Consider the following 19,473-nt stretch of genomic DNA (forward strand, 5'->3'; position numbering starts at 1 on the left):
AATGGAAGTCCTTGAGATTTTTACTGGTATTTCACTTAAAGCAAATTGATATTTAGTAAGGCTTTGGGTAAGTTGCAAGCTCATAGAAACGGATATTCAATTTTGGAAGGGTTTTATGCACCTACTATTAAGTATTATAACTACATTTGCATTAATGGCTTGGCCTTTAATGGTGATGATGTCACCGATGATGCTTGCAGCTCCTGGAGCTGTGGATAATAAAGCGGCAGTTTTGAGTGTAATGTTATTTTTGCTTTTCCCAGTAGGCATCTTCATTTTATTTGGGTTGTTTGGTATTAATTATTTAGGCATTAACAGTTTTTTATTAGCTAAAATAAGTGCCGTCGTTGTTTGCATTGTTTTTGTAGTTTTTGGGTATTCAAGTTTGTTTATTAACATGATTAAAGGGGTGCCAAATAGTGGCTATGCTGTTGTTAATAATACAGTGTATTTTAGTGGTACAGTGATTTCAGGTGCAGACCCTGATAGCTTCATTACTTATGATAGCAAAGACTATGAAAATGAACATTCAACGTCACTATATGCCAGCGACAATCATAGTTTTTATTATTTTGGGAAGCGGGTTTCTGATGTTGACCCTCGTAATATTAAAGGGCAATTAATCAGTCACAAATTATATTGGCTTAATGACACTCAAGTGGTCTTGAGAAATCAAATTATAGAAGCTGCAAATCCCCGAACATTTTCAAATTTTGATGATGACTTCCCACAATGGAATTATTCAGAAACAGAAGGGAAATATACAGTTTACTATGATGATGAAATATTGAAAGCTGTTGATTTCGACTCTTTTACACCGTTATTTAGCGGTTATGCCAAAGATAAAAACCACATTTTTTATGGCGAAAATATTATTGTACCGGAGGCCGACTTGCAGACGTTTGAAATACTCACTACAAGCTATGAGTTCGCTCGCGATAAAAGTAATATTTATTATTTATCTGGAAATGAAACCAGCGCAATAAACGGGCTTGATCCTGACTCTTTCGAGGGAATTGAGCGAAATTATATTAAGGATAAAAGTGGTGTATATCATTATAGCCAGTCTGATGGTGTTCAGCGCATCCATGATGCAGATGTCGAGAGCTTTGCAGTAACTGATTATGATGAAAGTACAAATTCAGATGCGCTAGATAAAAAGCACTATTACATGCGAGGTGAAATTGTCAGCTCTAGAAGTGACTTTTGATCAAGCTTATTGAAGATGGATCGGTTTTCCTGATGACAACCTAGTTATAGAAGAAATTAGTAGTTGTTTACTATACTTGATTAAAACACTCGGGTATTAGATAATCAAAGCAATGTAGGTATAGAGGGTTATGGTATGTCAGAAGAATTACCCATTAAGTTCAGCGATGCAGCTGCTGTTCGTGTTAAACAGTTAATCGACGAAGAAGAAAATCCAGATCTAAAACTGCGTGTTTATGTAACAGGCGGAGGTTGTTCAGGTTTCCAATATGGTTTTACTTTTGATGAAAAAGCAAACCCAGGCGATTTAGAAATTGTAAAAAATGGCGTAACCTTAGTGGTTGACCCAATGAGTATTCAATATTTAGTTGATGGTGAGGTGGATTACACCGAAGGACTTGAAGGCGCACGCTTTTTTGTTTCCAATCCCAATGCAACTACCACCTGCGGGTGTGGCGCTAGTTTCAGCGTTTAAAGCAATTGATTAAAGCCGCAGCTAGCGGCTTTTTTATTACCTAAAAAATCTTCTTATCTAAAATTACTGCGTAGCTATTATTTCATTAACTGATGCTGTTGTTGCTGATCTGAGCTTTGTAACCTTGCTGACTTTAGCGCTTATTTTTTGTTTATAGATGCTAAGTGAACGTCAAATTGGCTTACTTTAGCTTAAGTCACTCATTTATGTAGGGTGAGTGACTTGGAGCATTAGAATAAAAAAACCTAACACTATTGCAGAAAACGCTAAAATATATATAAAGCCTTTCTTACCTTTTTTGATCGGTACGCCATTTGATTTAAGAAAAAAGTACCAAACTAAGCAGAGGATAATGGGTAGTAAAAACAATAATCTGAACATAAACGCTTGCTCCTAACAATAAAGGGACAGTTAATAATGTAACTATTTAATTTATAAGTCAAAAATAATTAATCATAAAAAAGGTTTATTTAAATTAATTATTTGTTACATTAAAAAGGAACTAATTATAGAACGTGCGTTTTGTTGTGACTTTAACAATAAAGCTGCTCATCTATAATAGCTGATTCCTTAAATGGGTACTCGGCTGAAATTAGTTATTTCACATGAGTCTGAATAGTATATAATGTATCCAAGAGCGAGACGGGCAAATTTCACTCTTAATTAATTAACTTTAAATCATCTAGTAGGAGATGTTTTTTATGATGGGTAAAACAGTTTCTTCTGAAGAAAACTCAAAACTAACAAAGTGGCTTAAAACTAAGCGTCACGAGAAAGGTCACACAATGCGTAGCCTTGCTCAAGTACTTGGTACACCACATTCATTTATTGGCAAAATTGAAAACCAAGAGCGCCGTTTAGACGTAATTGAATTTTTACGTTATTGTGATGCATTAGAAGTCGACCCGTATGAAGGTTTAGGCTTATTAAAAGAAGACTAATATTTAGTTTCTTTTTGTAAGCGCAGGGAAGCGCTCTCATTGATGTGAAATGATTTCTTTCCCTTGTTAATTCCTACCGTGGTAACTATTTTCTAACTCATACAATTTATGCCGAATAAGATATAAAAATATCAGTGATGGTATTACCATCAAGGCAGTCAAAATAAAAAATAACGACCAATTCCCACCTAACCAATCATCAATCACCACACCACTGTAACTTGAAAGTAAGGTTCGTCCTAAATTCCCCAATGACGCTAATAAAGCATAATGTGTTGCGCTAAAAGCGCGATCACATAGCATAGATATAAATGCTACCATAGCAACTAATGACCATGCTTGAGTAAAGCCATCTACGACAATTGCCATTGCGTACAAGTGTTCTTGCGGGCCTGCGAGAGCGATCCAAGAAAACATTAAGTTAGAAGCAGCCATTGCCACACCGCTAATAAACAAACCTTTAACGATGCCGTACTTGTGATTAAAAATACTGCCTAAAAATGCGAACACAATGGTGATAAGCCCCGTGCCGAGCTTTGAATAGTTTGCTATTTGAGTGTTCGAAAAGCCGACTTCTTTATAAAACACAATCGACATACGGGCCAGAAATGCTTCACCAATTTTAAATAAAAAGATAAAAGCGAGCAGCGCAAGTGCAGTCTTCACGCCATTACGAGCGAAGAATGTTTTAAAAGGATCAAGTACAGTAACAGCCAACCATGCTGCAACTTTAGTTAATTGTGTTTGCTTACCAAGCGCCAGCTTTTGCCGATAAATACGTTCTAGTTCTGCATGTACAACTTCGCGGTTAGATTCAGGTTCTTTTGCCCAAAATACACAACTCATAAGTAATAACATCACAATAGCTAAAAAGTAATACACTTGTGGCCAGTCAATACTTGGCATATCTGCCATATAAAACGGAATAGCACCTAGCAGAGCATAACCGCTCCACCAACCAGAAGTAGCCATCGCTGCTGCGGCGGTTGCTTTATGGCTTTCGTTTTCACTGAGGGTATCGATACGAAAAGCATCAATAGCAATATCTTGAGTCGCTGAGGCGATAGCAATTAATAAGCATAACGCAGCTGCGATGGCTAAATGCGCGGTGATATCTAATCCTGCCAGTAAAATAACTCCGAGCAAAATAAAGCATTGGCAAAATAGTATCCAACTACGGCGCTGGCCTAGCCAGTTATATAGCAACGGCAGCTGTATTCTATCGACTAAGGGTGACCATAAAAAATTAATGCTGTAAGCACCAAATACAATGCCAAATAAGCCAATCATGCTGCGACTGAGGCCTTCATCTTTTAGCCACGCAGACATCACGGAGCCTATGAGGACCCAAGGAAAACCGCTGCTCATACCAAAAATAAACACATTTATAAGTCGTTTATCTTTAAAGTACGAAAAATATTCTGATACCGACAAGCTTTTAGTCATAACGCCTTCATTGGCAATAGCGGTTTGGCCGCTATTTTTATTGTTATAGTGGGGTTGGCTCTAATACAGTTATATTTAAAATAACAACCGGGGTTTTTGGTACAAAGTCATAACCAATTTTTTCATTAAATCCCGTTTCAACTTGCATGATTTTATCAAGCGTTTCGTAGCCTTCCATTACCATACCGAACACGGCAAAGCCCCAGTCTTTACCTGGGTTTAGGTGGTCGTTATTGTCCATGTTAAAGAAAAACTGACGAGTACCAGAATGAGGTTGACGATCTTGATAGGCCATGGCGATACTGTACATATCGTTTTTTGAACCGTTACCGCTTTCATTAAAGATTGGATCGCCTTCATAAACGCCGTCGTAATTTCTATCGTAACCACCACCTTGAATGACAAAGTCTCGGTCGTTTTCTACATCACGTTCAACACGATGAAATACGGTGCCTTTATAGCTGCCATCCATCACGTAAGTTAAAAAATTATTGACGGTGATAGGGGCTTTTGAGCGATCCATCTCGACTATAATTTTCCCCATTGTGGTGGTTATTTCAACTCGTGGGAACATATTGTTTTTTTGCACAAAGCGTCCTTCGGTCGCTGCCATTGCGGTTTGGCTAAGTTGCACTAATATAAATAATAAAAATAGACGTTTCATGGTTAACCTTCTAAAAATGCGAGTAATTCAGGATCTGATACCATGCGGGTAATTAACTGCTCAGTCAACTTATTGAGTTGTCCTTCAATTTTTGCTCTATCGTGACCTAGTGGTCCTTCAAGGCTTGCATTACCACGGTAAATTTTACTGAAGTTACTATCGCTGCGAATAACACGCACACCTAATTCAATCTTTGCATTGCTGGTATGCGACATCATTTTTTCAGTTACTACGGCTTGCAGTGTATGAATATCAACTTCAAAACGAGTAGTCGCAAGATTTGAAATGCTTGCACCGTTTCGGCTAAGAGCGCTATCAAGGGCACTTTTAATTGATTCAGTAAGGCCTTGGCTGGCAATTGTTTGGGTTTTGTCTGAGGTTATTAATTTTAATGTTGCTGGGTCACCTCTAAGATCAATAACACTGGTACTTAAACTTTGATTAATTGAGCTTAATTTGCCACCTTGATAGAGCGGATTTAAGATCAATTGATTAGGCTGACTACTGCAAGCCGACAGTGATAATAAAGCACAACAAGGTAAAACATATTTCATCATAGCTATAGCATTCCATTATTTTTAGTGGCACTTAATACTACAAACTTTTTATTTGAACCAAGTAATTCACAATTGCCAAACATACGTTTTAGTTTGTCATGGTAGTCCAGGTGGCGGTTACCAATAATACGTAATTCTCCGCCATTTTTTAATGTGTCTTTGGCTTGTTTAAACATTTGCCATGCAATGTGATCTGTCACGGCTTGTGCTTGGTGAAAAGGCGGATTACATAACACTACATCGACACTTTCACGTTCAAAGCCCGTTAAGCAATCATTTTCAATAAAGCGGCATTGCTCAAACTTATCTTCCATATTGAGCTCTACAGTTAATCGTGCTGATTCAACCGCCATATATGATTCGTCCACAAAGGTAACTTCAGCGTTAGGGCAGCGTGCGAGTGTCATCAAACCCACCACACCATTACCGCAACCTAGATCAATAATACTTTTTGCTTTATTGGTTTGTGGTAAAAAGTCAAAAAAGAACCGTGCACCAATGTCCAGAGAATCCCGCGAGAACACATTGGCGTGATTACTAATGGTAAAATCAGTGCCTTCAAGAGGCCAATTAACAGGAAAATCAGCAGCTTTATAACCACCTTCCGCTTGGCTAATAATTAGGCGAGATTTTTTCACTGCTAAACTAGTTTTAGTTTCACCAATAAATTGCTCGAATGCTTTAATTGTTGAATTATGTACATCTTTGGTTTTTGCTGCGCCAATAACCGGAGTGCCAGGTGCAAGTACTTCGCTGAGCTCAGATAATTGATATTGCAAGAAGCCCAATGTGCGTGGCACTTTTAAGATAACTAAATCAACGTGTTCAGGCAAAGCCGATAAGCTATCTAGCTGGCTAAATGCGGTGGTTGGTACTTTATTTTCTGCTAAGTTGTAAGCCGCCGCTTGGTGGCTAATATAAGAATCGTTTACTGAACAAACCGTTAATTGTTGTTTACTGAAATAACAAGACAAGGCTCCAAAACTATCATTTAAAATCAGCAAAGAGCGACAATCAGGATAATGTTCAGTAACATAGTCAATTAGGTACTCGTCTGCTGAATCCCAAGCTTGTAAGCTACGGTTTTTTTGATCCAATGGAAAACGTTCAAGAGTAAATGTTTTATCGCCGAACTGTGCTTGCGTGGTCATAATAGTTAGTGATCAGTAATCAAATGATAGGTAAATTCTAACATGCAACGGCAAAAGGCCAACCCCCATATGTTACCAAATGGCTTTTACTACCAAGCAAAAGCGTTAAGTGCGCAAAAAAGTCTCGATTTATTCTACTATTTACGCGACTCACTGACTTGGCAGCAACCAAAAACGACCGTGTTTGGGAAAACGAATCCCATTCCACGTATGCAATGTTTTATTGCTGATGCTGGTGTGCGTTACGGTTATTCTGGTTCGACATTAAATGTTGAACCATGGCCAGATGTATTAGATGCCATGCGACTACGATTAAATAAACAATTTGATGTTGGATTTAATGCCTTATTGGTTAACTTATACCGTGATGGGAATGATTGCATGGGCTGGCACGCCGATGATGAAGCAGAACTTGGCCATGAGCCTATTATTGTATCGATTTCATTAGGGGCTGAACGAGTATTTAAAATAAAACATAAAGTAACCAAGGAAGTCACTTCGCTTACGTTACACAGCGGGAGTTGCTTGGTTATGAATGGACTTAGCCAGCAACAATATCTACATGCGCTTCCTAAACAAACACGTTTGGCACACCCTCGAATCAACTTAACTTTTCGAACAATTTTTCAAAAATGAATATTTGTTGGCCTTTATAGTAGTGGCCTTGATATAGTAAGCACATAAATAACCAGTAAAATATGAGTGTTTTATGTCAATGCAACAACAGATTGAAAGCAAGTTAGCTGATGCGATTGCGTGTAAGCACCTTAATGTGGTGAACGAAAGCCATATGCATAGTCGTGGTAGCGATTCACACTTTAAAGTGATTGTAGTAAGTGAAGAGTTTAGCGGTAAACGTTTATTGCAACGCCATCGTCAAATTAATGAAGTGCTAAAAGATGAGTTAGCGAATCATATTCATGCATTGGCTATCCATACTTTTACTCCTGATGAATTTACAGAGCAAAGTGGTCAGGTTGCTGACTCACCGACTTGTTTAGGTGGCTCTAAATTAGATTAACGGCAAGGTCTGAGAGTACACAAAACTCATCAGACCTGTATTTTTACAATTAGCCTTTAAACTAGCGCTAATTTTTATTGAGATAAATATAGGATGATCAATGGTCATTAAGCCTAAAATTCGCGGTTTCATTTGTACTAACGCCCACCCAGTAGGTTGTGCAGAGCACGTACAAGAACAAATTAACTATGTAAAACAACAAGGCGCATTAAAAAATGCCCCTAAAAATGTATTAGTTATCGGTGCTTCAACTGGCTATGGCCTTGCATCTCGTATTACTGCTGCATTTGGTGGCGGTGCTAAAACTTTAGGTGTTTTCTTCGAAAAAGAAGGTACTGAGCGTAAAACCGGTTCTGCAGGTTGGTATAATACTGCTGCATTTCAAGCGGCCGCAGACGCTGAAGGTTTATGGTCAAAAAATATTAATGGCGATGCGTTCTCTAACGAAATCAAACAAAAAGCGATTGATACAATTAAAGCGGATTTAGGCAAAGTAGACCTAGTTATATACAGCCTTGCATCGCCGCGTCGAACTGATCCAAATACCGGCGAAGTTTACTCATCAACGCTTAAGCCAATTGGTAACTCAGTTACGACTAAAAACTTAAACACCTCAAAACGTGAAATTGATGCTATTACCGTAGAAGCTGCAAACCAAGATGATATTGATAACACTATTAAAGTGATGGGCGGCGAAGACTGGGAAATGTGGATTGATGCATTAAAAGAGGCTGATGTACTAGCTGATAACTTTAAAACCAGTGCTTATACTTATATCGGTAAAGAACTAACATGGCCAATTTACGGTCACGCGACTATTGGTAAAGCGAAAGAAGATTTAGATCGCGCAACCGTAGCAATCAAAGAATCAACTAAAGCATTAAACGGTGAAGCTTATGTATCATCATTAAATGCAGTGGTCACCCAAGCAAGTTCTGCAATTCCTATTATGCCGCTTTATATTTCAGCGCTATTTAAAGTAATGAAAGCGGATGGGACCTATGAAGGCACGATCGAGCAAATTCACGCGTTATTTACTGAGAACCTTTATGGAGACTCACCACGCTTTGATGACGGCGGTCATTTATTCCAAAACTACAAAGAGCTGGAAGATGATGTACAAGCGCGTATTCAAACTGTGTGGGACAGCGTAACCACAGAAACAATAGACGAATTAACTGATTACGTGGGTTACCACAATGAGTTTTTACGTTTATTTGGGTTTGGTATTGATGCTGTTGATTATGAACAAGATGTCGATCCAGTTGCCGCTATAGCTAACATGATTGATTAATTCAGCCATGTTTATTTGAAAAGTCGCTATGGCGACTTTTTTTATTGATAAATTTTACTTTATCGTTATTTAGCGGATTAATTTCCATCCCACCTCGCAAGCAATAGCACTTTGGTCTATATTGAATTTTATTCAAATGCGGCTAATAGGTTAAATAACTGCTCCTGTCGTATAAATTTCATAATTACACTCGCATAGTGACCCTGATTGATGTTAAAATTCGGGCAATATATGTGAGGAATTTTACTGCGTTGCTTGTTTTGTAATTTAAACAGGCGGTTCTTCGTTATCTTGAATTTGGCTTAGGGTTATCAAGAAAAGCGACGTGGTCGGTACGATTTTTCAGTTTCTTTCCGTTAATGTAGTGCAAGTGCGTATGATCAACATAAAAAAAGGTCTGGACTTACCCATAGAGGGCGCGCCTCAGCAAGTTATTCATGATGGTTCTACCGTCAAACGTGTAGCTGTGCTAGGTGAAGAGTTTATTGGTATGCGTCCAACCATGCATGTTCGTGTGGATGACCAAGTTAAAAAAGGCCAGGTACTTTTTGAAGACAAAAAGAATCCAGGTGTATTATTTACTGCTCCAGCTGCTGGTACAGTAAAAGAAATTAATCGTGGTGCAAAACGTGTGCTGCAATCTGTCGTTATTGAAATAAACGGCAGTGAGCAAATCACCTTTGACGCTTTCTCGACTGAGCAACTTTCGAGTCTCGATCGTGAAAAAGCCAAAGAAGTACTAATCCAGTCAGGTCAATGGACAGCATTACGTGCTCGCCCATTCAGCAAAGTAGCAGCTGTGGATGCAAATCCTAGTTCGATCTTTGTGACGGCTATCGACACTAACCCTCTTGCTGCAGATCCTGCAGTGATTATTGCTGAAAATGTACAAGCATTTGAAGCAGGTTTAGCTGTGGTATCACGTCTGACCGATGGTAAGGTATTTGTTTGTAAACAAGCAGGTAGCCAAGTACCTAGCTCATCAATTCCTCAAGTAGAAGTACATGAGTTTGGTGGCGTACATCCGGCTGGCCTTGTTGGCACACATATCCATCATTTAGATCCAGTATCGGTAAGCAAGCAAGTTTGGCATATCGGTTACCAAGACGTTATTGCCTTTGGTCACTTATTCCTAACTGGTGAAATTAGCACAGACCGTGTGATTTCTCTTGCTGGTCCGCGTGTTAAAAACCCGCGTTTAGTGAAAACTCAACTGGGTGCTGCTTTAGATGATTTAGTTGCAGGCGAATTAGAAGACGGCGATAACCGTGTTATCTCTGGCTCTGTTTTAGCGGGCGCTACTTCACAAGGTCCTCAAGCATTCTTAGGTCGTTACCACATTCAAGTATCGGTATTACTTGAAGGTCGCGAAAAAGAGTTGTTTGGTTGGATTGCTCCAGGCACAGATAAATTCTCTGTAACACGTACTTTCTTATCACACCTAACACCGAGTCGTTTATTTAAAATGACAACGTCAACAGGTGGTTCAAAACGTGCCATGGTACCACTTGGTAGCTATGAGCGTGTTATGCCTTTAGATATTTTGCCAACGCCTTTATTACGTGACTTAATTGCCCGTGATTTGGATAGTGCAATTTCATTAGGGGCGCTTGAACTTGATGAAGAAGATTTAGCGTTATGTAGCTTCGTTTGTCCAGGCAAATACGAGTATGGTTCAATCCTACGCGATTGCTTGACTACGATCGAGAAGGAAGGCTAGAGAGATGGGTTTAAAGAAATTTCTAGAAGATATCGAGCCGCATTTTGAAGCCGGTGGTAAACATGAAAAGTTTTATGCGCTGTATGAAGCAGCTGCAACTATTTTTTATACCCCTGGTCACGTAAATAAAGGCGCGACACACGTTCGTGATAACATCGACCTAAAACGCATGATGATTTTAGTGTGGATGGCGACGTTCCCTGCAATGTTTTTTGGTATGTTCAATATCGGTCATCAGGCCGCTGGTGCATTAGCACAAGGTTTTGAACTAGCAAATTCTTGGCAAGTTGGCCTGTTCCAGATATTTGGTGGTGAATTAACTGCTGAATCCGGCTGGGGCGCTAAAATGTTTTATGGCGCATGTTTCTTCCTACCTATTTACGCAGTTACATTTGCTGTAGGTGGTTTCTGGGAAGTTATATTTGCTTCAGTGCGTAAGCATGAAATTAACGAAGGTTTCTTCGTAACGTCTGTGTTATTCGCGCTTATCCTACCTGCAACCATTCCTTTATGGCAAGTTGCACTAGGTATTACATTCGGTGTAGTAATCGCTAAAGAAATCTTTGGTGGTACTGGTCGTAATTTCTTAAACCCTGCATTAGCGGGTCGTGCGTTTTTATTCTTCGCATACCCTGCACAAATTTCAGGTGACACAGTATGGACCGCAGTAGATTCATTCTCTGGTGCAACTATGCTAGGTCAAGCGTTTGTTGGTTCACTTGATTACAGCAACATGGCTCTTTGGTGGGATGCGTTTTATGGTTTCATTCAAGGTTCAGTAGGTGAGACATCGACACTTGCATTGCTAGTTGGTGGCTTATTCCTCATTTACGTACGTATTGCTTCATGGCGCATCGTGCTAGGTGTATTCTTGGGTATGGTGGCAACTGCATTCTTATTAAATGCTGTTGGTTCTGATACTAACCCAGTATTTGCAATGCCTTGGCATTGGCACTTTGTACTTGGTGGTTTTGCTTTTGGTATGTTCTTTATGGCGACAGACCCTGTGTCTGCAGCATTTACTGACAAAGCAAAGTTCGCATATGGCGCACTAATTGGTGTGATGGTAGTAATGATCCGTGTAATTAACCCTGCATTCCCTGAGGGTATGATGCTAGCAATCTTATTTGCTAACTTATTTGCACCATTGTTCGATCACTTCGTAGTGCAAGCTAATATCAAGCGGAGGTTGGCACGTAATGTCTAGTAATAACGAATCAATCGGCAAAACGCTAAGCGTTGTTGTAGCACTATGTTTAGTGTGTGCAATCATCGTATCGTTTGCTTCAGTTCAGCTTCGCCCTTTACAGCAAGCTAACAAAACGCAAGATATTCAAAAAAATATCTTGGCAGCTGCGGGCATTGATGTGTCTGGTTCTGTATCAGAAACTTTTAAAGCTAAGATCGAAACTCGCCTAGTTAATATGGAAACAGGTGAGTCTCAAGCTGGCGAAGCAGTTCAGGCTAAAATTGACGCTTTCGACTTTGAAAAAAGTAAGTTTGATCAAAAAATTAGCTTTGCATTAAAAGCAGAGGGCATTAAGGATATCGCTGGTATTCAGCGTATGACTCATGAGTCTCCTGCATATATCTCGAAAAAAGCAGACGGTTCTACAGATGCTATCATTTTACCAATCCAAGGTTATGGCCTTTGGGGTATTATGTATGGTTTCTTAGCGCTTGAAAGCGATGGCGAGACAATTAAAGATATTAACTTTTATAAGCACGGTGAAACACCAGGTCTAGGTGGGGAAATTCAAAATCCACAATGGACTGCTAAATGGGGTGGCAAAGAGCTACCTATTGATGTAGTAAAAAGCGGTGCTAAAAATGATCATCAAATTGATGGTTTATCTGGTGCAACTTTAACTTCAAATGGTGTTGATCACACAGTTGACTTTTGGACTGGCGAAAACGGCTTTGGTCCTTTCCTTGCGAGAGTACGTGAAGGAGCGTTGAAATAATGGCTGATACTAAAGAAATGAAGTCGGTCCTATTTGGTCCGGTACTGGCAAATAACCCAATCGCATTACAAGTACTTGGTATTTGTTCTGCGCTTGCGGTAACGTCGAGCTTAAAAAATGCTTTAATCATGTCAATCGCATTGACCTTGGTAACAGCGTTCTCAAGCTTCTTTATCTCAATTATTCGTAACCAGATCCCGTCATCTGTACGTATTATCGTGCAAATGACCATTATTGCATCATTGGTAATCGTGGTTGACCAAGTATTACAAGCTTTCTCTTACGCTACGGCGAAAGAGTTGTCTGTATTTGTTGGTCTAATCATTACTAACTGTATCGTAATGGGTCGTGCAGAAGCATACGCAATGAAGTCGCCGCCAGTAATGTCGTTCCTTGATGGTATCGGTAATGGCTTAGGTTACTCAGTAGTGTTACTGACTGTTGGCTTTATTCGTGAACTATTTGGTAAAGGGTCATTATTTGGTGTTGAAATCATCCCTCTTGTACAAGATGGTGGTTGGTATCAACCTATGGGTCTATTGATTTTACCGCCTAGTGCATTCTTCATCATTGGTTTATTCATTTGGGTACTTCGTACTTATAAGAAAGACCAAGTAGAAGCGAAAGGGTAAGGGGCAGACTGTGGAACATTATATTAGTTTATTCGTAAAAGCAGTTTTCATTGAAAACTTAGCTTTGGCCTTCTTCCTAGGTATGTGTACTTTCCTTGCAGTATCAAAGAAAGTTACAACGTCTATCGGTCTAGGTGTGGCAGTTATCGTGGTATTGGGTATCTCAGTACCAGTTAACAACTTGGTTTATCATGCGGTTCTTGCACCTGGTGCACTTGAGTGGCTTGGTTATCCTGACGCGGATCTTAGCTTTTTACGTTTCTTGACGTTTATCGGTGTTATTGCGGCACTTGTACAAATTCTTGAAATGGCATTAGATAAGTTCTTCCCAGCACTTTATAACGCGTTAGGTATCTTCCTACCATTGATCACAGTTAACTGTGCAATCTTTGGTGCGGTATCTTTCATGGTTGAACGTAACTATAACTTCACTGAATCAGTGGTTTATGGTATCGGTTCTGGTGTGGGTTGGGCGCTAGCAATTACTTTGCTTGCTGGTATCCGTGAGAAAATGAAATATTCAGACGTGCCAGACGGCTTACGTGGTTTAGGTATTACCTTTATCACTGTTGGCTTGATGGGTCTTGGCTTTATGTCATTCTCTGGCATTTCACTTTAATAGGTAGCGAGGATAAATCATGAGTTATGAGATTTTCTTAGGCGTTGGTGTTTTCATCGCTATCGTTGTACTGCTAGTTTTAGTCATCATTGGTGCTAAATCTCAGTTAGTTGCAAGCGGTGACATCATCATTGGCGTAAATGGCGATCCAGACAAAGCCATTACAACATCTGCAGGTACCAAGCTTTTAGGCGCGTTATCTGAGTCAGGTATTTTCGTATCATCTGCATGTGGTGGCGGTGGCTCTTGTGGTCAGTGTCGTGTACACATTCATTCTGGTGGCGGCGATATCTTACCAACAGAACTTGATCACATCTCTAAAGGTGAAGCCCGTGAAGGCTGTCGTTTAGCGTGTCAGGTAAATGTTAAAAACGATATGGAAATTGAACTTGAAGAGTCAATTTTCGGTGTTAAAAAATGGGATTGTGAAGTTATCTCTAACGATAACAAAGCAACCTTCATTAAAGAACTTAAACTACAGATCCCTGATGGCGAGTCAGTACCGTTTCGTGCCGGTGGTTATATTCAGATTGAAGCCCCTGCGCATCACGTTAAATATGCTGATTTCGATGTACCAGAAGAGTATCGTGGCGATTGGAACCATTTTGGTTTCTTCAAGCTGGAGTCAAAAGTAGACGAAGAAACAATTCGTGCTTACTCAATGGCTAACTACCCAGAAGAAGAAGGCATCATCATGCTTAACGTGCGTATCGCTGCGCCGCCGCCAAGAGATTTAAGCTTACCTTGTGGTAAAATGTCATCGTACATTTGGTCACTTAAAGAAGGTGATAAAGTAACTATCTCTGGTCCATTTGGTGAGTTCTTTGCAAAAGATACTGATGCTGAAATGGTATTTGTAGGTGGTGGTGCTGGTATGGCACCTATGCGTTCACACATCTTTGACCAACTTAAGCGTTTGAACTCTAAGCGTAAGATGAGTTTCTGGTATGGTGCACGTTCTAAGCGTGAAATGTTCTATGTTGAAGATTTTGACGGCCTAGCGGCTGAAAATGATAACTTCGTATGGCATACCGCGCTTTCAGATCCACAACCAGAAGATAACTGGGAAGGCTATACTGGCTTTATCCATAACGTGTTATTTGAGAACTATCTTAAAGATCACGAAGCGCCAGAAGATTGTGAGTTCTACATGTGTGGTCCTCCAATGATGAACGCCGCTGTTATCACTATGTTGAAAGACTTAGGTGTTGAAGACGAAAATATCTTACTAGATGATTTCGGTGGCTAACACCCGTATCAAAACAGTTTAGTTTTGGTTAGAATATCAGCCTCGTAGCAATATATGTTACGGGGCTTTTTTATTTCCATTACTTAAGTAGGCTGCTATGAATAGAGTTTTTCACCGACAAGGCATGATTGCCATCTTTTTTCTTACCCTCACTTTACTCATTAGTGGCTGTGGCCAAAATGATGAGCCCCAAGAGTTATACCTTGAAGGTAAAACTATGGGTACTACTTACCATATTAAGGTCTTCGCCAAGCAACAAAAGCTGGATTCATTAAATTTATTACCAGAAGTAACTCTGTTGCTCAAAGATATAAATCAATCAATGTCGACTTATATTGATGATTCTGAAATCAACACTTTTAATCGTCTTCCCGCAGGTCAAGTTATGCCTATTAGCCGTGATTTTAGAGCAGTTGTAAGCGAGTCCATCCGCTTAGGAGAGTCTACTAAGACTCTTGATGTGACCATGGGACCACTGATTGATTTATGGGGTTTTGGTCCTGATAAAAAACCAACAAAACGTCCAACAGATGAAGAGCTCGCAGCCATGGTTGCACAAATTGGGGTTGATAAACTAATACTGACTGAGCAAGGCCTAGCGAAAACAGTCGCGGGTTTAGAATTATCATTTTCTTCTACTGCAAAGGGGTATGGGATAGATAAAGTAGCTGAATTATTAGAAAGCCATGACTTAACTGATTATATGGTTGAGATTGGTGGTGAGTTACGTGTATCAGGTAAAAAACCGAATGATCAAGATTGGCGTATCGCTATTGAGCAACCGGATGCTGAGCCTGGTGTGCGTAAAGTGCACCGTGTATTAGCGCCGGGTAATAACGGCATTGCGACATCGGGTGATTATCGCATTTACTATGAGATGGATGGTATTACCTATAGCCATTTAATTGATCCAGCAACCGGTATGCCAAGTCGTCATGATCTAGTATCGGTTACTGTATTGCATCCATCAGCGATGACAGCTGACGGCCTTGCAACAGCACTGACTGTGATGGGGATGGATAAAGCCAAAGCCTATGCTGAAAAAAATGATTTACCGGTTTATCTGATCGGCAAATCAAAAGATGGCTTAGTGACTTATTCGAGCCCTGCATTTAAACCCTATTTGTAGCGCGGTTTAAATCAGTTTATAATAGCAACAGCTTGGTGATTATCATCAAGCATTATTTTATTGCTGATCAATAGGGGCTAAGCAATGTCACTTTTTCTTCTTACGTTTGGTTTACTGCTTTTAATTGTCGCAGCGATGGCTGTGGGCATGATAGTGCAAAAGAAATCTATGGCCAGCAGCTGTGGTGGTTTAGGCTCTGTAGGCATTGATAAAGCCTGTGATTGTGATGACCCATGCGACAAACGCAAAAAGCGTATGGCAAAAGAGCAAGTTTGGAAAGAAAACCAAATATTATAAGCTCTTGATAGCTATCAAATATACATTAAAAAGCGCCTCTTTAATAACAGGCGCTTTTTAATGCCCACTTACGGCTAAAATGTGTCAAGTAATCGACCACTGCGACAATATGTCACACCCAGTGAAGCTCGTATGGACTGTATAATATGATGTATTCCTAATCGTTTATTCACAGCAGGCATTGATTATCAATTAACAACCCAATTAAATTTGGCTGCAACACTGCGTACGCAATCTGATTACGAATTAACACCAAGTAATAGCCAAGGACGATATGGTGACTTTACTCAACTTGGGCTTAAAGCAAGTTATGACGTTAATTCGGCACTGATGTTAAGCGCGCAAGTTGATAACTTAACTGATGAGTATTATGAATATGTATGGTGGGATGGCTCGCAAACTCTGCATAGCCCAGCACAAGGTCGTGCTGTATCTGCTGCAATTAAGTTTAAGTATTAATGAGTAAGCAGTTACTCGCGTGGCGTAAGTTGGCAAGGCGACTTCATCTATGGTTGGGGTTAAGCCTTGGCATGTTTTTTGTGATCCTTTGCTTGTCAGGAGCTGCACTTGTTTATTATCCGCAAATAGATACCTGGTTGCATCCGGAATTAGCGAATGCAGCGCAGCAACCGTGTGATTACAACACTGCATTAAAAACATTACGCATGCAGTATCCAGATAAGCTGGGACCGTGGCGGTTTGAAGTGACCCCTGAACAACAATTCATTCCGGCGCGCTATTATAACCCTCAAGAGACTCAAGGGCAGGATTTTGCACCTATGATGGTGTGGTTGTCATCTGATGGCAGCACCTTGCTCAGACAGTCATTTTGGGGCGATTACCTAGTAACTTGGCTGTATAACTTGCACTTTACTTTACTACTTGGCAGTACAGGGACAATTATTGTCGGTTACCTTGGAATTGGCAGCGCGCTCTTATTACTCACAGGTTTAGTTGCGTGGTGGCCTAAGTCAGGTTTTTGGTTGAGGCAATTGCGTTTTAAGCGCCGCGCTGCTTTATTAGGACACATGTACGATTGGCATAAAACAATCGGTTTAGTGATGTTGTTACCCTTGTTTATTCTTACTAGTACCGGTGCGATGCTAGCCTTGCCCAAAGAGACCAATGGCTTGCTTGGCTGGGCACTGGGTGAAGTCGAAAGTGCCGCAAGACCAGCACCACAGTTAACTTTTTCAAACCCGCAAATTAGTGTTACTCAGGCTGTGAAAATAGCACAAACACAACTGCCTAAAGCGCGACTTGCATGGATAGAAACTCCCAGCGTAAACCAAGGCTATTATCGACTGCGCATGCAGGTAAGTGATGATAAATCGACACGTTTTCCAAACAGTTATATTGATATTAATCCGCGCTCAGGTGAGGTAGTGAAGGTCTTCGATCTTAGGCAGCAAGGAACAAGTAACCAAATCAAAAACTGGCTACATCCACTGCATAATGGCAGTGTAGGTGGGCTAAGCCTTAAAGTGCTATGGATCATCGCCTCGTTGGCAAGTTTAGGGTTGGCTTGGCTAGGTTGGTATCGTTATTATCTACGTAAAAATATAGCCAAAAAAGATCGCAAAAAATAACAAGCCCTGAGAACAGGGCTAACGTACTTAAATTTAAAGTTTTATAAGTTGACTACCTAATACGGCGTATTCGATGTGTTTATCGTTGCGTAGTAAAAAGTGTGCTTTAGCTCCACGCTTTGGTATTGCACTGTGCTTATTACATGATGATATGGGCCAATCACTGTTGTTGGTTAGTTTTGCTAAATCCCCATTAAAACAGCTATAACCTTGTTTAAGCAGTGCTTTATATTGTTTGTTGGTGAGAGTTTTCATTTCACTGACGATGAAGCCTTTGCCGCTATCATACGATAATTTGCTGGCGTCAAGCTGAGTAAAACCTTGACGAATACTGCTAATATCCCCCAGCTCTTTAATATGGCCCTGTTGGTTTTTGTTATTTATTGATATATCAATATGGTAGCCGCCTTTTTCAGTATTTATTTTTACATCATCGATCAGTAAATCAACCCATGCATCTTTAGCATTAAATGGAATTGCTTGGTAAGTGGCGATTTCTTGTTGTTGCCAGTTACCAGATACCAATTCGTCAATCATTTGAACGTACAACATACGATTCATTTTGCGTGCTACTTGACGGTTGGGATCTGCGGGGTAGGCACCTGATTCTATTAAAATTGTGCTGATCCCCATTTCTGAAAATGTATCACCAAAACTACGATAAGAGTAACTGTCGTTATATTTAGCTAAATGCCCCGGTATTGTTTGTTCTACGAGTTTACTTAGTTGTGCAATGAGCTTCATAGCATTACTACGGCTGTTGTTGATTTCACGTTGCGTATTATACGCTGGGGCTAATACTGAGATAGTTGCAGGCAGACCTTGTTCTCCTGCGCCATAATAAGCGTTTTGATCGTGCAGGTTGAAGCCAAATTCGGGCTTAAATACCTTAGCTGCAGCCATTAACAACTGACCCTCAGGTGTTCGTAGTGCTTTAGCATCGCGGTTTAAATCTATTCCTTGCGCATTAAAACGGGTTTGCAGCTGTGCGCCATCGGGATTGACCATAGGAATGATCATTAGTGATAGTTTGTTTTGCCAATTTTCTCGCCATGCATCATTTTTTGTTTCGATTGCATAGCTTAAAAAATCCGTTAATGCGGCACTTGCCGTATTTTCATCACCATGCATTTGGCTCCACATCATAACTTTGATTGGTCCCGAGCCAATATAAAATGCATCAATTGATTTACCTAAGAATGATTGACCTAAATTTTTTCGCTCTATGCTGGGGTGAGCAGCTAACGTATCTAGTAAAGGAGCAAGATCAGCGTGTGTAATCGCTGCTTTGTTTAATCCTTTAATTTGGTGCATTGCGATTGGTGCGGCAGTTAAGCTAAATGAGTAACTAAGTAAGCTAACTAGTATGGTTTTGCGAATCATATTAACATCCTGTTATTCTTATTTTGCATTTTTTTAAGAATATAATATTAATATGGATCGGTCCAAAATTATCTTCACTTTAAGTGAAATCATTTCTCATAACTGTGATGCTTTACGGGCTTTATTTTCAATT

21 protein-coding genes are annotated in these 19,473 nt (G+C 40.0%); 16 read left to right on the forward strand and 5 right to left on the reverse strand.

The window, feature by feature from the left end:
- Positions 1-115: 115 nt before the first annotated feature.
- The 3 genes from H5187_RS10340 (at position 116) to H5187_RS10350 (ending at position 2,625) form a co-directional block, all read left to right on the forward strand.
- Entirely contained in the window at positions 116-1,210 is a 1,095-nt protein-coding gene (locus H5187_RS10340) for a DKNYY domain-containing protein (protein WP_182794817.1), read from the forward strand.
- A gap of 135 nt (positions 1,211-1,345) precedes the next feature.
- On the forward strand, positions 1,346-1,684 hold the full coding sequence (gene erpA / locus H5187_RS10345) for an iron-sulfur cluster insertion protein ErpA (protein WP_058560150.1): 339 nt from the start codon (positions 1,346-1,348) through the stop codon (positions 1,682-1,684).
- 701 nt (positions 1,685-2,385) lie between these two features.
- The gene (locus H5187_RS10350) at positions 2,386-2,625 is read left to right on the forward strand and encodes a helix-turn-helix domain-containing protein (protein WP_016708680.1); all 240 of its coding nucleotides are present in this window, start codon (positions 2,386-2,388) and stop codon (positions 2,623-2,625) included.
- Between the two features lie 66 nt (positions 2,626-2,691).
- On the opposite strand, the gene H5187_RS10355 is transcribed toward H5187_RS10350, so the two are convergent.
- Genes H5187_RS10355 through H5187_RS10370 form a run of 4 tightly spaced genes read right to left on the reverse strand, consistent with a single transcriptional unit; the run spans position 2,692 to position 6,443 of the window.
- Positions 2,692-4,071, reverse strand: a complete 1,380-nt coding sequence (locus tag H5187_RS10355; protein ID WP_182768067.1) for an AmpG family muropeptide MFS transporter — start codon at positions 4,069-4,071, stop codon at positions 2,692-2,694.
- A gap of 43 nt (positions 4,072-4,114) precedes the next feature.
- Positions 4,115-4,735 carry a peptidylprolyl isomerase gene (locus tag H5187_RS10360; protein WP_149982049.1) on the reverse strand — a complete coding sequence of 207 codons (621 nt, stop codon included), beginning with the start codon at positions 4,733-4,735 and terminating at the stop codon, positions 4,115-4,117.
- Between the two features lie 2 nt (positions 4,736-4,737).
- Positions 4,738-5,292 (reverse strand): YajG family lipoprotein, encoded by a 555-nt coding sequence (locus H5187_RS10365; RefSeq protein WP_182731490.1) that lies wholly within the window; start codon positions 5,290-5,292, stop codon positions 4,738-4,740.
- 2 nt (positions 5,293-5,294) lie between these two features.
- Complete coding sequence (locus H5187_RS10370) at positions 5,295-6,443, reverse strand: methyltransferase (protein ID WP_182719115.1); 1,149 nt, start codon at positions 6,441-6,443, stop codon at positions 5,295-5,297.
- Between the two features lie 42 nt (positions 6,444-6,485).
- Between H5187_RS10370 and H5187_RS10375 the strand changes: the two genes are divergently transcribed.
- The 13 genes from H5187_RS10375 (at position 6,486) to H5187_RS10435 (ending at position 17,957) form a co-directional block, all read left to right on the forward strand.
- Positions 6,486-7,079, forward strand: a complete 594-nt coding sequence (locus H5187_RS10375; RefSeq protein ID WP_182719114.1) for an alpha-ketoglutarate-dependent dioxygenase AlkB — start codon at positions 6,486-6,488, stop codon at positions 7,077-7,079.
- A 73-nt stretch (positions 7,080-7,152) separates the two neighbouring features.
- The gene (locus H5187_RS10380) at positions 7,153-7,464 is read left to right on the forward strand and encodes a BolA family transcriptional regulator (protein ID WP_145241315.1); all 312 of its coding nucleotides are present in this window, start codon (positions 7,153-7,155) and stop codon (positions 7,462-7,464) included.
- Between the two features lie 100 nt (positions 7,465-7,564).
- The gene (gene fabV / locus H5187_RS10385) at positions 7,565-8,758 is read left to right on the forward strand and encodes an enoyl-ACP reductase FabV (RefSeq protein ID WP_182740360.1); all 1,194 of its coding nucleotides are present in this window, start codon (positions 7,565-7,567) and stop codon (positions 8,756-8,758) included.
- Between the two features lie 376 nt (positions 8,759-9,134).
- Positions 9,135-10,478, forward strand: coding sequence for a Na(+)-translocating NADH-quinone reductase subunit A (locus H5187_RS10390; protein ID WP_182797833.1), 1,344 nt, complete (start codon positions 9,135-9,137; stop codon positions 10,476-10,478).
- 4 nt (positions 10,479-10,482) lie between these two features.
- Entirely contained in the window at positions 10,483-11,685 is a 1,203-nt protein-coding gene (locus H5187_RS10395) for an NADH:ubiquinone reductase (Na(+)-transporting) subunit B (protein WP_145241321.1), read from the forward strand.
- Positions 11,678-12,442, forward strand: a complete 765-nt coding sequence (locus H5187_RS10400; protein ID WP_182797834.1) for a Na(+)-translocating NADH-quinone reductase subunit C — start codon at positions 11,678-11,680, stop codon at positions 12,440-12,442. The genes H5187_RS10395 and H5187_RS10400 overlap by 8 nt, the downstream gene beginning before the upstream one ends.
- Positions 12,442-13,074 (forward strand): NADH:ubiquinone reductase (Na(+)-transporting) subunit D, encoded by a 633-nt coding sequence (locus H5187_RS10405; RefSeq protein ID WP_145241325.1) that lies wholly within the window; start codon positions 12,442-12,444, stop codon positions 13,072-13,074. The genes H5187_RS10400 and H5187_RS10405 overlap by 1 nt, the downstream gene beginning before the upstream one ends.
- Before the next feature lie 10 nt (positions 13,075-13,084).
- Positions 13,085-13,693: an NADH:ubiquinone reductase (Na(+)-transporting) subunit E gene (nqrE, locus tag H5187_RS10410; protein ID WP_145241327.1), complete on the forward strand. Its 609-nt coding sequence runs from the start codon at positions 13,085-13,087 to the stop codon at positions 13,691-13,693.
- Between the two features lie 19 nt (positions 13,694-13,712).
- Positions 13,713-14,942 (forward strand): NADH:ubiquinone reductase (Na(+)-transporting) subunit F, encoded by a 1,230-nt coding sequence (nqrF, locus tag H5187_RS10415; protein ID WP_145241329.1) that lies wholly within the window; start codon positions 13,713-13,715, stop codon positions 14,940-14,942.
- Between the two features lie 97 nt (positions 14,943-15,039).
- A complete protein-coding gene (locus H5187_RS10420) occupies positions 15,040-16,071 on the forward strand; it encodes an FAD:protein FMN transferase (protein ID WP_149982043.1) in 1,032 nt (343 codons plus the stop codon).
- 84 nt (positions 16,072-16,155) lie between these two features.
- A complete protein-coding gene (gene nqrM / locus H5187_RS10425) occupies positions 16,156-16,368 on the forward strand; it encodes a (Na+)-NQR maturation NqrM (RefSeq protein WP_149982042.1) in 213 nt (70 codons plus the stop codon).
- A 210-nt stretch (positions 16,369-16,578) separates the two neighbouring features.
- Positions 16,579-16,827: a TonB-dependent receptor gene (locus H5187_RS10430; protein ID WP_182719113.1), complete on the forward strand. Its 249-nt coding sequence runs from the start codon at positions 16,579-16,581 to the stop codon at positions 16,825-16,827.
- Complete coding sequence (locus H5187_RS10435; RefSeq protein ID WP_182797835.1) at positions 16,827-17,957, forward strand: PepSY domain-containing protein; 1,131 nt, start codon at positions 16,827-16,829, stop codon at positions 17,955-17,957. The genes H5187_RS10430 and H5187_RS10435 overlap by 1 nt, the downstream gene beginning before the upstream one ends.
- A 33-nt stretch (positions 17,958-17,990) precedes the next feature.
- On the opposite strand, the gene H5187_RS10440 is transcribed toward H5187_RS10435, so the two are convergent.
- Positions 17,991-19,340, reverse strand: coding sequence for a M14 metallopeptidase family protein (locus H5187_RS10440; RefSeq protein ID WP_182797836.1), 1,350 nt, complete (start codon positions 19,338-19,340; stop codon positions 17,991-17,993).
- Between the last annotated feature and the right edge of the window lie 133 nt (positions 19,341-19,473).

This window comes from Pseudoalteromonas sp. SG44-1 (assembly GCF_014164315.1).
Taxonomy (GTDB): domain Bacteria; phylum Pseudomonadota; class Gammaproteobacteria; order Enterobacterales; family Alteromonadaceae; genus Pseudoalteromonas; species Pseudoalteromonas rhizosphaerae.